The sequence below is a fragment of the Actinomycetospora sp. CA-053990 genome (assembly GCF_050948445.1).
GTDB classification, from domain to species: domain Bacteria; phylum Actinomycetota; class Actinomycetes; order Mycobacteriales; family Pseudonocardiaceae; genus Actinomycetospora; species Actinomycetospora callitridis.
This window is the reverse complement of sequence record NZ_CP192043.1, coordinates 812308-829922: the sequence shown is the minus strand read 5'-3', so window position 1 is coordinate 829922 and position 17615 is coordinate 812308. Positions and strand designations below refer to the sequence as shown.

The 17615-nt window shown below is 74.8% G+C and carries 14 protein-coding genes; 6 read left to right on the top strand and 8 right to left on the bottom strand.

Annotated elements, in window-relative coordinates:
* Nucleotides 1–2: 2 nt before the first annotated feature.
* Nucleotides 3–2576 (top strand): ATP-dependent Clp protease ATP-binding subunit, encoded by a 2574-nt coding sequence (locus tag ACQPYN_RS04260; protein ID WP_433033899.1) that lies wholly within the window; start codon nucleotides 3–5, stop codon nucleotides 2574–2576.
* Between the two features lie 114 nt (nucleotides 2577–2690).
* Nucleotides 2691–3026: a DUF1918 domain-containing protein gene (locus ACQPYN_RS04255; protein WP_433033896.1), complete on the top strand. Its 336-nt coding sequence runs from the start codon at nucleotides 2691–2693 to the stop codon at nucleotides 3024–3026.
* 94 nt (nucleotides 3027–3120) lie between these two features.
* Here the strand turns inward: ACQPYN_RS04255 and ACQPYN_RS04250 are convergent, their stop codons facing one another.
* Genes ACQPYN_RS04250 through ACQPYN_RS04240 form a run of 3 tightly spaced genes read right to left on the bottom strand, consistent with a single transcriptional unit; the run spans nucleotide 3121 to nucleotide 6178 of the window.
* The gene (locus ACQPYN_RS04250; protein WP_433033893.1) at nucleotides 3121–3900 is read right to left on the bottom strand and encodes a DUF1707 SHOCT-like domain-containing protein; all 780 of its coding nucleotides are present in this window, start codon (nucleotides 3898–3900) and stop codon (nucleotides 3121–3123) included.
* Nucleotides 3897–5399, bottom strand: coding sequence for a sensor histidine kinase (locus tag ACQPYN_RS04245; protein WP_433033890.1), 1503 nt, complete (start codon nucleotides 5397–5399; stop codon nucleotides 3897–3899). The genes ACQPYN_RS04250 and ACQPYN_RS04245 overlap by 4 nt, the downstream gene beginning before the upstream one ends.
* Nucleotides 5400–5443: 44 nt before the next feature.
* Nucleotides 5444–6178: a response regulator transcription factor gene (locus tag ACQPYN_RS04240; protein ID WP_433033887.1), complete on the bottom strand. Its 735-nt coding sequence runs from the start codon at nucleotides 6176–6178 to the stop codon at nucleotides 5444–5446.
* Nucleotides 6179–6384: 206 nt separating this feature from the next.
* Here ACQPYN_RS04240 and ACQPYN_RS04235 point away from each other — a divergent pair, with 206 nt between their 5' ends.
* From ACQPYN_RS04235 to ACQPYN_RS04220, 4 genes are all read left to right on the top strand, one after another.
* The gene (locus ACQPYN_RS04235; protein WP_433033884.1) at nucleotides 6385–7923 is read left to right on the top strand and encodes an alkaline phosphatase D family protein; all 1539 of its coding nucleotides are present in this window, start codon (nucleotides 6385–6387) and stop codon (nucleotides 7921–7923) included.
* A 77-nt stretch (nucleotides 7924–8000) separates the two neighbouring features.
* On the top strand, nucleotides 8001–9140 hold the full coding sequence (locus ACQPYN_RS04230; RefSeq protein ID WP_433033881.1) for an acyl-CoA dehydrogenase family protein: 1140 nt from the start codon (nucleotides 8001–8003) through the stop codon (nucleotides 9138–9140).
* Nucleotides 9137–10201 carry an acyl-CoA dehydrogenase family protein gene (locus ACQPYN_RS04225; RefSeq protein WP_433033878.1) on the top strand — a complete coding sequence of 355 codons (1065 nt, stop codon included), beginning with the start codon at nucleotides 9137–9139 and terminating at the stop codon, nucleotides 10199–10201. The genes ACQPYN_RS04230 and ACQPYN_RS04225 overlap by 4 nt, the downstream gene beginning before the upstream one ends.
* 91 nt (nucleotides 10202–10292) lie before the next feature.
* Complete coding sequence (locus ACQPYN_RS04220; RefSeq protein ID WP_433033875.1) at nucleotides 10293–10976, top strand: NAD(P)-dependent oxidoreductase; 684 nt, start codon at nucleotides 10293–10295, stop codon at nucleotides 10974–10976.
* On the opposite strand, the gene ACQPYN_RS04215 is transcribed toward ACQPYN_RS04220, so the two are convergent.
* From ACQPYN_RS04215 to ACQPYN_RS04195, 5 genes are all read right to left on the bottom strand, one after another.
* On the bottom strand, nucleotides 10956–11963 hold the full coding sequence (locus ACQPYN_RS04215) for an alkaline phosphatase family protein (protein WP_433033872.1): 1008 nt from the start codon (nucleotides 11961–11963) through the stop codon (nucleotides 10956–10958). The genes ACQPYN_RS04220 and ACQPYN_RS04215 overlap by 21 nt on opposite strands.
* A 121-nt stretch (nucleotides 11964–12084) precedes the next feature.
* Nucleotides 12085–12441 carry a hypothetical protein gene (locus ACQPYN_RS04210; RefSeq protein WP_433033869.1) on the bottom strand — a complete coding sequence of 119 codons (357 nt, stop codon included), beginning with the start codon at nucleotides 12439–12441 and terminating at the stop codon, nucleotides 12085–12087.
* Between the two features lie 20 nt (nucleotides 12442–12461).
* Nucleotides 12462–13442 carry a methylmalonyl Co-A mutase-associated GTPase MeaB gene (meaB, locus tag ACQPYN_RS04205; RefSeq protein ID WP_433033866.1) on the bottom strand — a complete coding sequence of 327 codons (981 nt, stop codon included), beginning with the start codon at nucleotides 13440–13442 and terminating at the stop codon, nucleotides 12462–12464.
* Nucleotides 13442–15649, bottom strand: a complete 2208-nt coding sequence (gene scpA / locus ACQPYN_RS04200) for a methylmalonyl-CoA mutase (protein WP_433033863.1) — start codon at nucleotides 15647–15649, stop codon at nucleotides 13442–13444. The genes meaB and scpA overlap by 1 nt, the downstream gene beginning before the upstream one ends.
* Nucleotides 15646–17526: a methylmalonyl-CoA mutase family protein gene (locus tag ACQPYN_RS04195; protein WP_433033860.1), complete on the bottom strand. Its 1881-nt coding sequence runs from the start codon at nucleotides 17524–17526 to the stop codon at nucleotides 15646–15648. The genes scpA and ACQPYN_RS04195 overlap by 4 nt, the downstream gene beginning before the upstream one ends.
* Nucleotides 17527–17615 lie beyond the last annotated feature (89 nt).

Below are 17615 nucleotides of genomic sequence, written 5' to 3'. Positions count from 1 at the left end.
TCATGACCAGCGCCTTCGGGCCCGGTGGCGCCGGGTCCGGCCCGTTCGACGACTTCCTCGCCTCCTTCCTGGGCGGGTCGTCCCCCCGAGGCGTCCAGCGCATCGACATCACCCAGCTCATGACCGAGCCGGCCCGCCAGCTCGTCGGCGCGGCCGCGCAGCAGGCCGCCGAGCGGGGCAACACCGACCTCGACGCGTGGCACCTGCTGCTCGTCGTCACCCAGGTGCCGCCGCTGCGCCAGCTGCTCTCGGGCGCGGGCGCCGACCCCGAGGCCCTGGCCCGCACCGCCGACGAGCAGCTGCCGCGCGGCGAGGCCCGTACCGAGCCGCCGTCGCTGACGCCGACGGCCAAGCGCACCCTGCTCGACGCGCACCAGATCTCCCGCGCGCTCGGCTCCAGCTACATCGGCCCCGAGCACATCGTGCTCGCGCTGGCCGCGAACAACGACAGCCCCGTCGGCCGCGCGCTCGGCGCCCAGGGCGTCACCCCGCAGTCGCTCCAGCGTTCCGCCGCGTCCGGTGGTCAGCGCCCGAGCAGCGGCCAGGGTGGCCCCGGCGGCGGCGACAACGCCGACTCCAGCACCCCGACCCTCGACCAGTTCGGCGTCGACCTGACCGCGAAGGCGCGGGCCGGCGAGCTGGACCCGGTGGTGGGCCGCGAGGACGAGGTCGACCAGACCCTCGAGGTGCTGTCGCGCCGCACCAAGAACAACCCCGTGCTCATCGGCGAGGCGGGCGTCGGCAAGACCGCCGTGGTCGAGGGCATCGCCCAGCGCATCGTCGCCGGCGACGTCCCCGAGCAGCTCGAGGGCAAGCGGATCGTTCAGCTCGACCTGTCGGGCATGGTCGCCGGTACGCGTTACCGCGGTGACTTCGAGGAGCGGATGACCAAGGTGGTCACCGAGATCCGCGAGCACTCCGACGAGCTGATCGTCTTCATCGACGAGATCCACGGCGTCGTCGGCGCGGGTGGCTCGTCCGAGGGCGGCATGGACGCCGGCAACATCCTCAAGCCGGCCCTGGCCCGCGGCGAGCTGCACATCGTCGGCGCCACGACGCTCGACGAGTACCGCCAGTCCATCGAGAAGGACGCGGCGCTCGAGCGCCGTTTCCAGCCGGTGATGGTCCCCGAGCCCTCGGTCGCGGACACGATCGCGATCCTGCACGGGCTGCGTGACCGGTATGAGGCGCACCACCAGGTGCGGTTCACCGACGAGGCGCTCACGGCGGCCGCCGAGCTGTCCGAGCGCTACGTCACCGACCGGTTCCTGCCCGACAAGGCGATCGACCTCGTCGACCAGTCCGGCGCGCGCAAGCGGCTGCGGGCCAAGGGTCCGCACACCGACTCCCGCGAGCTCGAGCGCAAGCTCGAGTCGCTGCAGCGCGACAAGGACCAGGCCGTCGCGGACGAGGACTACGAGCGGGCCGGCGCCCTGCGCGACGAGATCGCGGAGGCCCAGTCGCAGCTCGAGGAGGCCCGTTCCGACCGTCGTTCGGGGCAGACCGGTGTGCTCGAGGTGACCGTCGAGGACATCGCCGAGGTCGTCTCGCGCTCGACCGGCATCCCGGTCAGCCAGCTCACCGAGACCGAGCGGGACCGCCTGCTCGCGCTCGAGGAGCAGCTGCACGAGCGTGTGGTCGGCCAGGACGACGCCGTCGCGGCGATCGCCGAGGCCGTGCGCCGCTCGCGGGCGGGTCTGGGTGACCCGGACCGTCCGATCGGCAGCTTCCTGTTCCTCGGCCCGACCGGCGTCGGCAAGACCGAGCTGGCCAAGGCCCTGGCCGCGCAGATGTTCGGCGACGAGGACCGCATGGTCCGCGTCGACATGAGCGAGTTCTCCGAGCGGCACACCGTCTCGCGGCTCGTCGGGTCGCCCCCCGGTTACGTCGGGTACGGCGAGGCCGGCCAGCTCACCGAGGAGGTCCGCCGGCGGCCGTACTCGGTGGTGCTGCTCGACGAGATGGAGAAGGCCCACCCCGACGTCTTCAACACGCTGCTGCAGGTGCTGGACGACGGGCGGCTGACCGACTCGCAGGGCCGCACGGTCGACTTCCGGAACACGGTTCTGATCATGACCAGCAACGTGGGCTCGGAGCTGATCACGACGAACACGCAGGCGCTCGGGTTCGCGCCGTCGTCGGTGAACCCGGACCAGTCCCTGCAGGAGCGGCTCATGCCGCGGCTGCGGGAGTCGTTCCGGCCCGAGTTCCTCAACCGGATCGACGAGGTCATCGTCTTCAAGCGCCTCGACGCCGCGCAGCTGCGCCGGATCACCGACCTGCTGCTCGACGAGACCCGCGAGCGCCTGTCCGCCATGGACATCGGCATCGCGGTCACCGAGGCCGCCGTCGACCGCCTGGCCGAGCTGGGCTTCCAGCCCGAGTTCGGGGCCCGGCCGCTGCGCCGGACCATCCAGCGCCAGGTCGGCAACCGGCTCTCGGCGATGCTGCTCTCCGAGGAGCTCCACGGCGGGCAGACGGTCACGGTCGACGTGGGCGAGGGTGAGACGGCCGGCGAGCTGACGTTCGCGGTGTCCGACGACCCCGTCGCCGCTACGCCGGTGACCGCCGGCTGACGCTCGTACGTCCTGCGCGAAGGGCACCTTCGGCCGCTCTATGCGGCTGGAGGTGCCCTTCGCGCGTCACGGGGTACCTGGCCGGGACACAACGTCCGAGCACGAGGAGGACCCGTGAGCGCGTCCGTGGGCGACCGCATCCGCATGCACTCCAACCACACCGACGTCCCCGACAGGGTCGGCACCGTGGTCGCGGTGCTGGGCGAGGACGGCCCGCCCTACCGCGTCCGGTTCGACTCCGGCGAGGAGACGATCGTGACCCCGGGCCCGGACGCGACGTTCGAGGCGGGGTCCCTCGCCGACAAGGCGGGCCTGGCGGCCGAGAAGGCCGAGGAGAAGGCCGGGGAGCTCGCCGAGACGGCCGGTCAGGCGGCGAGCGACGCCGCCGGGAGCGCGGCGCGCGTCGTCTCCGACGTCGCCGACCAGGTCGCCCAGCGCTTCCGTCGCTGAGTGCTCGGCGTGTCGCGCCGGCGAGGATGTGGCGATCCTGACGTCCCACGCAAGCGTGGACGCAGGGCTGGCACGGCAGTGCCGGAGGAGCGGCTCAGCGCTCGAGCGCGGACGGGTCGCCGCCGCCGTCGAGGGACGGCGGCTTGCGGGTCACCGACACCCCGCCCATCAGCGCGAGGCCGGTGACGCGCACCCGGGGGCCGTCCGGGCGTCGCGGCACGCCCGAGCCGTCCTCGAACCCGCCCATGAAGCCGAAGCCGTCCTCGATCACCGTGGTGTCCGGGTCGACGGTGACGTCGATGCCACCCATGATCGCGACGGCCTGGATCGTCACCTCGACGCCGGCCGGGACGCCCCGCAGGTCGAGGGTGATGCCGCCCATGATCGCGATGGCGCCGATCGCCAGCCCGGCGTCGTCGAGGCGCGCGTCGCGGAAGGACAGCTCGGCGCCGCCCCAGAACGCGAACACCCGGTGGGTCAGGCCCGGGGTCCACTCGCCACGCTTCTGGGCGCCCGAGAGCACGGCCACCGAGGTCGTCGACGAGGGCCGGTCGAGCCGCCCCAGCGGCCGCCGCATCGAGGCGTCGGTGCCCGGTGCCGGGTCGGCGGACCGGTCGATCGGCTGGAGGTCGGCGGTGATCGGCGCGAGGTCCCGCCGGAAGATCGCGGCATAGGCGTCGCGCTGGCGCTCGTCGCCCTCGACCATCGTCAGCCGCCCGTCGGCGACCGCGGTCCGCACGACCTCCGCGACCTGCTCCCGCTCGGCGTCCGACGCGCGGATCGGCGGCGGCTCCGCGGGGACGGCCGGGGGACGGGACGGCGCGTTCGCGCCCTGCTCGTCGGGCGTCTGGTCGTCGGACGCCGGCTCGCTCATGGCCGGGAGGATAGGCGGGCGCCGGGGGCGGGAGCACCGTCGGGCGTCTCGCCGACCGCGGGCAGGTCGACGACGAAGTGCGTCGCGCCGGGGCGGCTGGTGATCCGCAGCGTGCCGCCGTGCTCGGCCACCACGGCGGAGACGATCGAGAGCCCGAGGCCCGTGCTGCCGGTGGCGCGCGCCTGCCCCGAGTCGCCGCGGGCGAAGCGCTCGGCGACGTGGGGCAGCAGGTCGGCGGGGATGCCGGGGCCGTCGTCGGCGACCGCGAGCCGCACGACGGCGCGCCCGTCGTCGCCGGTGGCGGGGTGCAGGCCGACGGTGACGTGCGTGCCCGGCGGGGTGTGCGTGCGGGCGTTGGCCAGCAGGTTGGCGACGACCTGGTGCAGCCGCTCGGGGTCGCCGACGACCTCGGGCAGGACGGCGTCCTCGTCCTCGTCCCCACCCGCGAGATCCAGCGCCCAGCGGTGCTCGCGGGCCGCGGCGTGGGCGTCGGTGACGGCGTCGACGACGACCCGGGCGAGGTCGACGCGCTCGCGCGCCAGCGGCCGGCCGGCGTCGAGGCGGGCGAGCAGCAGCAGGTCCTCGACCAGCCCGGTCATCCGCACGGTCTGCGACCCCATCCGCTCGAGCAGGCCCGCGACCTCGCCCGGGAGCTCGTCGGCGTGGCGCGCGGCGAGCTCGTTGTAGCCGCGGATCGCGGCGAGCGGGGTGCGCAGCTCGTGGCTGGCGTCCGCGACGAAACGCCGCAGTCGGGTCTCGCTGTCCTGCCGGGCGGCGAGGGCGGCGCCCACGTGGCCGAGCATCCGGTTGAGCGCCGCGCCGACCTGGCCGACCTCGGAGCGCGGGTCGGCGTCGACCTCGGGCACCCGGTCGGCGAGCTCGACCTCGCCCGAGGACAGCGGCAGCTCCGAGACCCGGCGCGCGGTGGCCGAGACGCGGTGCAGCGGGCGCAGGGTCAGCCGGGTGGCGACGGCCGCGGCCACGCCGGCGACCACGACGCCGATCCCGAAGATGATCGCCTCGCGGAGCACCAGCTCGCCGACGGTGTCCTCCAGCGCGTCGGTGGACAGGCCGACGACGGTGACGGTGCCGTCCTCGCCCGCTGCGGCAGCGAGCCGGAAGCTGCCGAGCCTCTCGAGGTCGACGGTGCGCGGCGGCTGACCGGGCGTCGTCGCGATCGCCGGCGCCACCTGCGCGGGGTCGACCGGACGGCTCGTACCGGGGCGCCCGAGCACCGCCGCGCGGACGATGCGGCCGTCGTCGACGGTGACCTCGAGGGTGTTGGCGGGACGGTCCGGACCCCCGCCGATGAAGCCGCCGCCCGCGTCCGGCGGTGGCGGTCGGCGGTCCGGGTCTCCCGGCGGCGGGTCGCTGCGGAAGCGGGCGATCTCGGTGACCTGCGCGTCGAGCTGCCGGTAGAGGTACCCGCGCAGCGAGAGCGCCGCCCCGACCCCGACGACGAGGAAGACCACGGTCAGCAGCAGGACCGTCGTCACCACGAGCCGACTCTGCAGCGAGGGCACCCGCCGCAGCACCCGCCCGCTCACTCCGCGGCCGGCTTCAGCACGTACCCCGCGCCGCGCACGGTGTGGATCATCGGCGCGCGTCCGGCGTCGATCTTCTTGCGCAGGTAGGAGATGTAGAGCTCGACGATGTTCGACTGCCCGCCGAAGTCGTAGTTCCAGACGCGGTCGAGGATCTGGGCCTTGGAGAGCACGCGGCGCGGGTTGCGCATCAGGAAGCGCAGGAGCTCGAACTCGGTGGCGGTGAGCTCGACCGGCTCGCCGCTGCGGGTGACCTCGTGGCTGTCCTCGTCGAGGGTCAGGTCGCCGACGGCCAGCGTCGCGTCGCCGCGGACGGCGGTCGCGGCCGCCGCGCGGCGCAGCAGGCCGCGCAGGCGGGCGACGACCTCCTCGAGGCTGAACGGCTTGGTCACGTAGTCGTCGCCGCCGGCGGTGATGCCCGCGACCCGGTCCTCCACCGCGTCGCGGGCGGTCAGGAAGAGCACCGGCACGTCGGGGCTGTCGGCCCGCAGACGGCGCAGCACCTCGAAGCCGTCGATGTCGGGGAGCATCACGTCGAGGACGACGACGTCGGGACGGAACTCCCGTCCCTGCCGCACGGCGCCCAGCCCGTCGCCTGCGCTGCGTACGTCCCATCCCTCGTAGCGCAGGGCCATCGACAGCAGCTCGGCCAGCGTCGGCTCGTCGTCGACGACGAGCGCCCGCACCGGCGTGCCGTCGGGTCGGCGCAGGTCGGCACGGGTGGCGGCGTTCATGACACGCAGCCTGTCAGCCACTCGTCGGCCTCGGCTGGGCGCTTCCTGTGCGCGAGCTGTGAGGGATTGTCACGGAGCGCGGAAGTCCGGTGACGGAACGTCCGAACCGCTCGATGGTGGTCATCCGTTGGTGTGGGCAGGGGACTGACCTGCTCCATCGGCGCTCCCCCGGTCCGTCCGGACGGTCGAGTTGCACGGGGAGCTGCATGGGGGTGTCGCGCCGGACCCTGCTCGGCGGCGCGGTCGCGCTCACGGGCGCGGCGGTCGCACTCCGGGCCCCCTGGGTCGCCGACGCCACGGCGCCGGCGGCCACCGCGTCCCCCTTCACGCTCGGTGTGGCGTCTGGTGACCCGACACCCGACGGGGTCCTGCTCTGGACGCGCCTCGCCCCCGACCCCCTCGCCCCCGACGGCCGCGGCGGCATGCCGCCCCGGCCGGGGCTCGTGGAGTGGGAGGTCGCGGCGGACGCGGGCTTCCGGGCGCCGCTCGCGCGGGGCAGCACGGTGGCACGCGCGGAGGACGCCCACGCCGTGCACGTCGAGGTCGCGGGCCTGCGCCCGGCGGCCGAGCACTTCTACCGGTTCCGGGTCGGCACCGAGATCAGCCCGGCCGGGCGGGCGCGGACCGCTCCCGCGCCCGGCGCACGGGTCGACCGCTTCGCGTTCGCGATCGCGAGCTGCCAGAGCCGCCCCGACGGCTACTACAACGCCCACGCGGCCATCGCCCGCGACGACCTCGACCTCGTCGCCTGGCTCGGCGACTACATCTACGAGAGCGCCGCGGCCGGCGTCCCCGGACGCGCCCACCTCCCGGCCCGCGAGGCCGTCTCCCTCGCCGACTACCGCCTGCGCCACGGGCAGTACCGCACCGACCCCGACCTGCAGGCCGCGCACGCCGCCGCCGCGTGGGCCGTGACGATCGACGACCACGACGTGGAGAACAACTGGGCCGGCGACGTCTCGCAGGTCGACGACGAGCCCGACGACGACCCGGCGGTCTTCCGGGCCCGGCGCGCCGACGCCTACCGGGCGTTCTGGGAGCACATGCCGCTGCGTCGGGCCCAGCGCCCGCAGGGCCCGGACATGCGGATGCACCGGCGGCTGACCTTCGGCGACCTCCTCGACCTGCACCTGCTCGACACCCGCCGGTACCGCAGCGACCAGGACCCGAAGCGTCCCCGCGACCCCGCCCGCACGATGCTCGGCGCCGAGCAGCGCGCATGGCTGACCGAGGCCCTCGCCGGCCCGACCGCGCGCTGGAACGCCCTCGGCCAGCAGGTCTTCTTCTCCCCGCGCGACCTCACCGCCGGCCCGGCGACCGGGCTCGACGAGGACTCCTGGGACGACTGCGCCGCCGAGCGCGACGCTCTGCGCGACCACCTCGTCGCGGCCCGCACGCCCAACCCCGTGATCCTCACCGGCGACGTGCACGCCGCCCACGCCTGCGACGTGCGCGCGGACTTCACCGACCCGTCGTCGCGCGTCGTGGCCACCGAGCTCGTGACCACCTCGATCAGCTCGGGCGGGAACGGCGGCGCGCGCGGGGCGGGCGACGCCGCGCTGCTCGCCGAGAACCCCCACATCCGCTTCGTCGACCGCCGGCGGGGCTACGTGCGCAACGTCGTCACGCCCCGGCAGTGGCGGGCGGACTTCCAGGTGGTCGACATCGTGTCCACGCGCGGCGCCCCGGCCCGCACCGCGACGAGCGTCGTCATCCCCGACGGCGACCCGGGCGCCCGGGCCTGATCGCCCGCGGCTGGCCGCCGGCCGTCCGGTGGGGCACGGTGGCCTCGCGACCGCGCACCACCCCGGGAGGCCGACCGATGATCTTCGCTCCGTCCGCGCTGTCGCCGGAGGAGGAGGCGCTGCGCGAGGAGGTGCGCGGCTTCCTCGCCGGGATCCTGCCTGCCGACTTCCGCCCGGGCCTGGGTCTCGGAGGCCGCCACGACCCCGAGTTCACGCGGGCCTTGGCCAAGCAGGGCTGGGTCGGCATGTCCATCCCGGTCTCCTACGGCGGCGCCGGTGCGAGCACCGTGCGGCGGTTCGTGGTGGTCGAGGAGCTGCTGGCGGCGGGCGCTCCGATCGCCGCGCACTGGATCGCCGAGCGCCAGACCGCGCCCGCCCTGCTGCGCTTCGGCAGCGAGGAGCAGCGCCGCTGGTTCCTGCCCCGCATCGCGGCCGGCGAGTGCTGGTTCTCCCTCGGCATGAGCGAGCCCGACGCCGGCTCGGACCTCGCGTCGGTGCGCACGACGGCGACGCGCGTCGACGGAGGCTGGCGGGTCACGGGCACCAAGGTCTGGACCACCAACGCCCACCTCAACCACTTCGCGGTGGTGCTCTGCCGCACGACCCCGGAGGCGGAGGCCGGCGACCGCCACGCGGGTCTCTCGCAGCTGATCGTCGACCTCGGCGCCGACGGCGTCCGCGTCTCGCCGATCCCGCTCATCGACGGCGAGGAGCACGTCAACGAGGTGGTGCTCGACGGCGTGTTCGTCCCCGACGAGCGCGTCCTCGGCGAGGTCGGGAAGGGCTGGGCGCAGGTGACCGCCGAGCTCGCCCACGAGCGGTCCGGGCCCGACCGCTACCTCTCGGTGCTCGGTCTGTACCGGGCGTTCCTCGAGGTCCACGGCGAGGACGTCGACGACACGAGGGCCGCCGCGATCGGGCGGATCGGCGCGCAGATGTGGACGATCCGCCAGCTCTCGCTGGCCGTCGCCCGGTCGCTGGAGCAGGGCGAGGCTCCGGCGGTGGAGGCCGCGCTGGTCAAGGACGTCGGCACCACGTTCGAGCAGCAGGTGGTCGAGACCCTGCGCGACGCCGCGGGCGGGGAGATCGATCCGGAGGGCCCGACGATGTTCGAGCGGCTGCTGGCCGAGTGCGTGCTCAACGCGCCGACGTGGACGCTGCGCGGCGGCACCACCGAGGTGCTGCGCGGGATCGCGGCGAAGGCGCTCACGCGATGACGGCGCTGCCCGACGTCACGGCCGTGCGCGAGGCCGTCGCCGACGTGCTCGCCGACCGGTGCACCCCCGCCGTGCTCGAGGACGCCGAGCGTGACGGCTGGGCTCCCGGCGTGTGGGACCCCCTGCACGCCGGCGGCTTCACCACCGTCGGGGTGCCCGAGGACGCGGGCGGCGCCGGCGGGTCGATGGCCGAGGCGTGCGCGATCCTCGAGGAGGTCGGCGCGGCCGCCGCCCCCGTGCCGCTGGCCGAGACCGGCCTGCTCGCCGGCCGCCTGCTCGCCCACGCGGCCCTCGCGCTGCCCGACGGGCCGCTGACCACGGGCGCCGGCCCCGTCGCCCTGCGGCACGGGGCGCTCGCGGGGCGCCTGGAGCGGGTGGCGTGGGCGCGGCGCGCCCACCGGATCGTCCTGCTCGCCGACGACCCCGGCGGCTCCCTCGTCGTCGCGGTCGTCGACCCGGCCGCGGCGTCGATCACGCCCGGCCGCAACCTCGCCGGCGAGCCCCGCGACGCCGTGCACCTCGACGGCGTCGTCCCCGAGACCCTCGCGCCGGCCCCGCCCGACGCCCGCGAGGCGCTCGCCCGGCGCGGGGCGCTGGCCCGCGCGGCCCTGATCGCCGGCGCGGCGCACCGCGTCCGCGACCTGACCGTCGCCTACACCGGCGAGCGCGTGCAGTTCGGGCGCCCGGTGTCGCGGTTCCCGGCCGTCGCCGACCACCTCGTCCGCCTCGCCGAGCAGGCCGAGATGGCGGCGATGGCCGCCCGCGCGGCCGCGGTGGGCGCCGGCGAGCACGGGGAGCCCGGCGCGCTGGACGCGGCCGCCGCGTCCGCCGTGGCGTCGGAGGCCGCCGGGCTCGTGGCCGCCGCGGCCCACCAGGCGACCGGCGCCATGGGCGTGACCCGCGAGTTCGCCCTCGGCGTCCTCACCCGGCGGCTGTGGTCGTGGCGCGACGAGTGGGGTGGCGAGCGGGCCTGGGCGACGCGGCTGGGCCGCACGCTCGCGGCCGCGGGCCCGGACGCGCTGTGGCCCACGCTGTCGCGCGGGGTGGGGACGTCCGGCTGACGGCCACGATCCGGAGATCACCAGGCCATGAGGCACCTCCCACGGGGCCTGCGAGGTGCCTTTCGGCCTGCTGATCACGGTCGGTCTGCGTGTGAGCGCGCCCACGGCCCGGACCGCGGGAGCGCGGGTACCCGCCGGCATGGACGTCACGGTGTTCGGCGCGACCGGCAAGATCGGCCATCTCGTCGTGGAGCAGCTGCTCGGGGCCGGTCACCGCGTCCGTGCGCTGGTCCGCTCGCCCGGCAAGCTCACGGTCGAGGACGACCACCTCGAGGTGATCGTCGCCGAGCTGGACGACGCCCCCGCGATCCGCAAGGCCGTCGACGGCGCCGACGCGGTGATCAGCGCGCTCGGGCCGGCGATCGACCCGTTCCTGCGCAGCGGCCCGCTCACCGAGGCGACGCGGACGATCGTCGCCGCCATGCACGAGAGCGGGGTGCGGCGTCTCATCGCCCTCGCGACCGTCAGCGTCCCCGATCCCCGCGACCGCCCGGGCCTGATCGACCGGCTCGTGCCCGTCGGGATCGGCCTGCTCATCCCCGGCGCGCTGCGCGAGATCCAGGGGATCAGCGAGGTCGTCACCACCTCCGAGCTGGACTGGACGTTGGCGCGGATCACCGCGCCGATCGACATCCCGACCAACGGCACCCTGCGCGCCGGGTTCCTCGGCGGCGACGTCGGGGCACCGATGGCACGCACCGACGTCGCGGCCTTCCTCGTCGACCAGCTCACCGACGACCGCTTCGTCGGCGCCTCACCGGCCATCAGCAACTAGGAGCGGCACGTACCGCTCCTCGGCGCTCAGCGACCCGTGCTGGCCCGGCAGGCGCGAGAGCAGGGGCTCCTCCTCCGTGCGCACGACCGCGGCGGTGCCCCGCAGGGCGACCACGGCGTCCGGCACCCGGGCCCGCAGCGCGTCGTCGAGCGGCCCGAACCAGTCCTGCGCGATCGCCTCGGCGCCGGAGCGGGTCCACGCGTCGTCACCCAGCACCCCGCGCCACGACGCGAGCACGTCGTCGGCGGCACCGGGGCGGGCGTAGACGAGGCGGGCGCGGGGATCGCCGCCGACGAGGGCGACGCCGGCGAGCAGGTCCGGGTCGGTGTCGGCGTCGTGCTTGCGGTCCACGGTGACCATCCCGTGGTCCGCGGTCACGGCGAGCACCGCGTCGGCGGGGAGCTCCGCGACGAGCTGCTCGACGAGGTGGTCGAGCTGGCGCAGCTGGAACCGCCAGGCGAGCGACCCCGGGCCGTGGAGGTGCCCGAGCTGGTCGAGGTCCGCGTGGTAGCCGTACACGAGCTGACGGCCGGGACGGCCCAGGGCCTCGATCATCTCGGCGGCGAGGTCGCCGAGGGCTCCGACGCCGCGGTAGTCCGCGCCGCGCAGGGCCGAGCGGGTCAGCCCGGACCCGCGGAAGGCCCGGTACGAGACGACGGTGGCCCCGACGTCCTGCGCGGCGGCCCGCTCGAACACGGTGGGGTGCGGCTGGACGACCTCGGGCACGAGCTGGTCGCGCACGTCCTTGCCGTCGGCCGTCCAGGTCAGGGCGTCGAGCAGGAGGTCGTCGACCCGGAACCGGACGCCGAGGGTGCCGTGGGCGCCCGGCGGCAGGCCGGTGCCGAGGGTCGTCAGGCTGATCGGGGTGCTGGACGGGAAGCCGACCGGCAGCGGGCCGTGCTCCGCCATCGCCGCGAGGAACGGGGCGTCGCGCGCGTGCTCGCGCAGCTGGGCGTACCCGAGCCCGTCGATGAGCAGGAGCCCCACCGCGCGCGCCCGGGCAGCGCCAGCCCGGGGACGGCGGGGCCGGCGCCGAGCCCGGCGAGCACGGCCGGCATGACGTCGTGCAGGCCCGGCGCCGCCGGGTCCGGGAGCACCGGCTCGGCGCTCACCGGTCGTCCGACGACGTCCCGGGCACCACCCGGGCCTCGAGCCGCGCCCACGTCTCGCTCCACTCCGCCATCGGCACGAGGAGGCGCTGGAGCACCTGGAGCTGCTGGTCGAACGCGACGAGCTGGCTCTGCATGGCGGCGACGGCGTCGCGCTGGGCCTGCAGCGCCGTGCGGATCGCCCCGAGCTGGGCGGCGGACATCGCGCCCGGGTGGGTGGCGATGTCGGGCAGGGCGGGCAGCTCGCCCAGCGGGTTCGCCGCGCCGGCGGCCCGCACGACGTTGTCCGCCATGCCGCGCAGTCCGGAGATGAGGCCCCAGAGGGGGTTCTGACCGCCGGCGGGCTCCTCGCTCATGAGCACGTTCTACCCGGTCGTCAACCGTTCTTGCCGAGGAACGCGTCGAGGATGCGGTCGGCGGCGAGCGCCGGGGTCACCTCGCCGACCTGCACCTCGCGCTCGAGCTCGGTGCGCATGTCCTTGACCTCGGGATGGTCCTTCAGCCGCCCGAGCACGCGGTCACGGACCATCTGCCAGGTCCAGTCCACCTGCTGACGGGCGCGCTTCTCGGCGAGCCCGCCCTCGGCTTCCTGGTGCTCCTGGTGGCGCACGAGCGCCGACCAGACGTCGTCGAGCCCCGTGCGCTCGGCGGCGCTGCAGGTCAGGACCGGGACCTTCCACGTCTCGCGCTCGCCTCGGAGCATTGCCAGCGCCTGCTCGAGCTCCCGGGCCGCGCGCTTGGCCTCGCGGGCGTGGAGACCGTCGGCCTTGTTCACCGCGATCACGTCGGCGATCTCGAGGATGCCGCGCTTGATGCCCTGCAGGGAGTCGCCGGTGCGGGCGAGGGTGAGGAAGAGGAACGAGTCGACCATCTGCGCGACGGTCGTCTCCGACTGCCCGACGCCGACCGTCTCGACGATGACGACGTCGTAGCCCGCCGCCTCCATCACGACCATCGTCTCGCGCGTCGCCTTCGCGACCCCGCCGAGCGTCCCGGCGGTGGGGGACGGGCGAATGAAGGCGTCGTCGTCGGTGGCGAGCTCGTTCATCCGCGTCTTGTCGCCGAGGATGGAGCCGCCGGAGCGGGTCGAGGACGGGTCGACGGCCAGCACCGCCACCTTCGACCCCGCGGCGGTGAGCGTCGAGCCCAGCGCGCCGATGAACGTCGACTTCCCGACGCCGGGCACCCCGGAGATGCCGATCCGCCGGGCCCCGCCGGCGTACGGCAGCAGCTCGACGAGCAGCTCCTGCGCGGCCTCGCGGTGGTCGGGGCGCGTCGACTCGACGAGCGTGATCGCCCGGCCGATCCAGAGCCGCGAGCCGGACCGGACGCCCTCGACGTACTTGTCCAGATCCATCAGGACGTGCTGTGCCCCAGCCGCTGCGACAGGGTCTCCAGCAGCTGCGTGGCCGCCTCGGCGATGACGGTGCCCGGGCCGAAGATCGCCGCGGCGCCCTTGTCGAGCAGCTCCTGGTGGTCGCCCGGCGGGATGACGCCGCCGGCGACGATCAGGATCTCCCCGGCGCCGGCCTCGGCGAGCTCGTCGCGCAGCGCGGGCACGAGCGAGAGGTGCCCGGCGGCGAGCGACGAGACGCCGACGACGTGCACGTCGGACTCGACGGCCTGGCGCGCGACCTCGCCCGGCGTCTGGAACAGCGGGCCCACGTCGACGTCGAAGCCGAGGTCGGCGAACGCGGTGGCGATGACCTTCTGCCCGCGGTCGTGCCCGTCCTGGCCCATCTTCGCGACGAGGATGCGGGGCCGGCGGCCCTCGGCCTCCTCGAACGCCTGCGCAGCCTGCCGGGCCCCCTCGACGGCGGAGTTCTCGCCCACCTCGTCACGGTAGACCCCGGAGATCGTCCGGACGTCCGAGCGGTGCCGGCCGTAGACCTCCTCGAGCGCGTCGGAGATCTCGCCGACACTGGCCTTCGCGCGCGCGGCGTCGATGGCGAGCTTCAGCAGGTTGCCGTCCAGTCCGCTGTCGCGCGTGCCGGCGTCGGCGGCGCGGGCGGCGTTGGTCAGCTGCTCGAGCGCCGAGCGCACGGCGTCGTCGTCGCGGTCCTCGCGCAGCTGCTTCAGGCGCTCCACCTGCTGGCGCAGCACGTCGGCGTTGTCGACCTTGAGGACGTCGACGTCCTCGCCCGAGGTCAGCGGGTACTTGTTGACGCCGATCAGCGGCTGGCGCCCGGAGTCGATGCGCGCCTGGGTGCGGGCCGCAGCCTCCTCGATGCGCATCTTGGGCAGGCCCTCGTCGATCGCCTGCGCCATGCCGCCGGTGGACTCGACCTCCTGGATGTGGGCCCAGGCGCGGCCGGCGAGCTCGCGGGTGAGCCGCTCGACGTAGGCCGAGCCGCCCCACGGGTCGACGGTGCGCGTCGTCCCGGACTCCTGCTGCAGCAGCAGCTGGGTGTTGCGGGCGATGCGCGCGGAGAAGTCGGTGGGCAGCGCGAGCGCCTCGTCGAGCGCGTTGGTGTGCAGCGACTGGGTGTGGCCCTGCGTCGCGGCCATCGCCTCGACGCAGGTGCGGACGACGTTGTTGTAGACGTCCTGGGCGGTGAGCGACCAGCCCGAGGTCTGGCTGTGGGTGCGCAGCGAGAGCGACTTCGGGTTCGTCGCGCCGAACGACGCCACGAGCTTCGCCCACAGCAGCCGCGCCGCCCGGAGCTTGGCGATCTCCATGAAGTAGTTCATGCCGATGCCCCAGAAGAAGGACAGCCTCGGCGCGAACTTGTCCACGTCCAACCCGGCGTTCTGACCCGCCCGCAGGTACTCCACGCCGTCGGCCAGCGTGTACGCCAGCTCCAGGTCGGCCGAGGCTCCGGCCTCCTGGATGTGGTAGCCGGAGATGGAGATCGAGTTGAACTTGGGCATCTTCTCGCTGGTGAAGCTGAAGATGTCCGAGATGATCTGCATCGACGGCTTCGGCGGGTAGATGTAGGTGTTGCGGACCATGAACTCCTTGAGGATGTCGTTCTGGATGGTCCCGGCGAGCTGGTCGGTCGACACCCCCTGCTCCTCGGCCGCGGCGACGTAGAGCGCCATCACCGGGAGCACCGCCCCGTTCATGGTCATCGACACCGACATGCGGTCCAGCGGGATGCCGTCGAAGAGCTGGCGCATGTCGAGGATCGAGTCGATCGACACCCCGGCCATGCCGACGTCGCCGGAGACGCGGGGGTTGTCGGAGTCGTAGCCGCGGTGCGTCGGCAGGTCGAACGCGACCGACAGGCCCTTCTGCCCCGCCGCGAGGTTGCGCCGGTAGAACGCGTTGGACTCCGCGGCCGTCGAGAACCCGGCGTACTGGCGCACCGTCCAGGGCTGCGTCACGTACATCGTCGGGTACGGCCCGCGCAGGTAGGGCGTGATGCCCGGGTAGGTGCGCAGGAAGTCGAGGCCCTCGAGGTCGGCGTCGGTGTAGAGCGGCTTGACCCCGATGCCCTCGGGGGTCTCCCAGACGAGGTCCTCGGATCCCTTGCCGGTCGAGGCCTCGAGCGCGGCCTCCCAGTCCTCCGAGGGCGCGTCGGGCGCGCCGAGCTCGACGTCGCCGAAGTTCGGGATGCTCATCGCTGACCCTCCAGCTCGTCGAGCGTGTCACGCAGGACGGCGGCCGCGTCGCAGCCGGCGTGGAGCGTGCCGTCCACACCGTCGACGTCCTTCTTGCCCGCCAGCAGGATGCGCGTGGCACCCGCCTCGCGCAGGGCGGCCGCGACGTCGGCGGCGTACTGGTCGTAGTTCTTGTCCGACGACGCGATCACCGCGACCGGGGTGCCGGCCTCGCGGAAGGCGTTCGCGATCTCCGCGGTGTCCGTGCCGCCCGGGCCGTCGACGGTGACGATGCCGCCGGCGCCCAGCAGGTTCTGGGTGAACGAGACGCGCGCGGTGTACTCGGCGAGCTTGCCGATGGTCGCGAGGAAGACGGTGGGTCTCGTGTCGCTCGCGTCCGCCCGGTCCCGGAGCGTCTCGAACACCTCGGCGTAGCGGCGACGCGGCAGGCCACCCTCGTGGTCGGTGTCGGGGCGGGGGGCGCGGCGCGGGAGCTCCTCCTGCAGGTTCGGGAACTCGCTGACGCCGGTGATCGGGTCCTGGCGGCGGGCGATGCGCCCCGCGCGCTGCTGCCAGGTCTCGTCGAGGCGGGCGGCGAGACTGCCGTCGTCGAGCACGGCCTCGATCCCGCCGTCGCGCTCGATGCGCGTGAACTCCTTCCACGCCGCGTGGGCGAGCGCGTCGGTGAGCGACTCGACGTACCAGGAGCCGCCGGCCGGGTCGATCACGTGCGCGAGGTGCGACTCCTCGAGCAGCAGCGCCTGGGTGTTGCGCGCGAGGCGGCGGGCGGCCTCGTCGGGACGCCCCAGCTCGCTGTCGAAGGGCAGCACCGTGACGGCGGCGGCGCCCCCGAGTCCCGCACCGACGGCGGCGACGGTGCTGCGCAGCATGTTCACCCAGGGGTCGCGGCGGGTGATCATCGCGGGGCTCGTGACGGCGTGCTGTGCCATCGCGCGGCTGCTCTCCGCCGCGCCGCTGACGTCGCCGATGCGGTCCCAGCAGCGGCGCACGGCCCGGAGCTTGGCCAGCGTCGCGAACTGGTCGGCGGTGGCGGCGAAGCGGAACTCCAGGCGGGCGAAGGCCTCGTCGGTGCTCAGCCCCGCCTCGGTCAGCGTGCGCAGGGCGGCGACCCCCGCGGCCAGCGCGGCCCCGAGCTCCTGGGCGTCGCTGCCGCCCGCGCGGTGGTAGGGCAGGCCGTCGGCGACGACGGTGCGCAGCTGCGGGTGGCTCGCGGCGGCCGTCCTCGCGTGCTCGACGAGGGCGTCGCGGTACGGCTGCTCGAGCGCGGGTCCGCCCTGGGTGCGGTCCAGCAGGGGGTCGTAGCCGAGCGAGCCGGGGATCGCGCCGGCCCCGGCCTGCTCGGCGAAACGCAGCAGAGACGCGGCGGCGTCCGGGGTGTCGCGGCCGGCCTCGAGGGCGATCGGTGCGAGGTCGACGAACACGCCCTCGAGCAGCCCGCCGAGCGCCGCGACCGGTGGCCCGCCGGCGTCGCCGAGCACGAGCCAGAGCGACGAGACGCCGTTCTCCAGCTCGGCCATGAGGACGTCGTGGGCCTCGGCGACCTCGACGTCGGCGGGGAACGCGTGGCGCTGGCGCACGAGCCACCCGTCGGCGACCTGCCCCTCGGGGCGGGCGCCGCGCACGAACGGCGAGAGCCCGGGCACACCGGTGTCGACGCCCGGGGCGTCCTCGGCGGCGTAGAGCCCGGCGATCGTGATGCCGTCGTCGGTCACCGTGGCCAGCGCGGCCTCGGCCTCCTCGGGCGTCACCTCGCGGCCCGACTTCGCCAGCACGCCGGCGACGAGCTCCTGCCACTGCGCGCGCGTCGGGTCGTCGAACTCGGCCGCCAGCGTCAGCTCCTCGGGCGCCTCGTCCAGCTCTGTCCCACCTGAGGTCATGCCCGGGATCGTAGAACCGTCACGCCCGACCGCTTCTCCACCGTGCGACACCCCACCTTCGCGCTGCGCGCCCGTGGGAGCTTGACCGA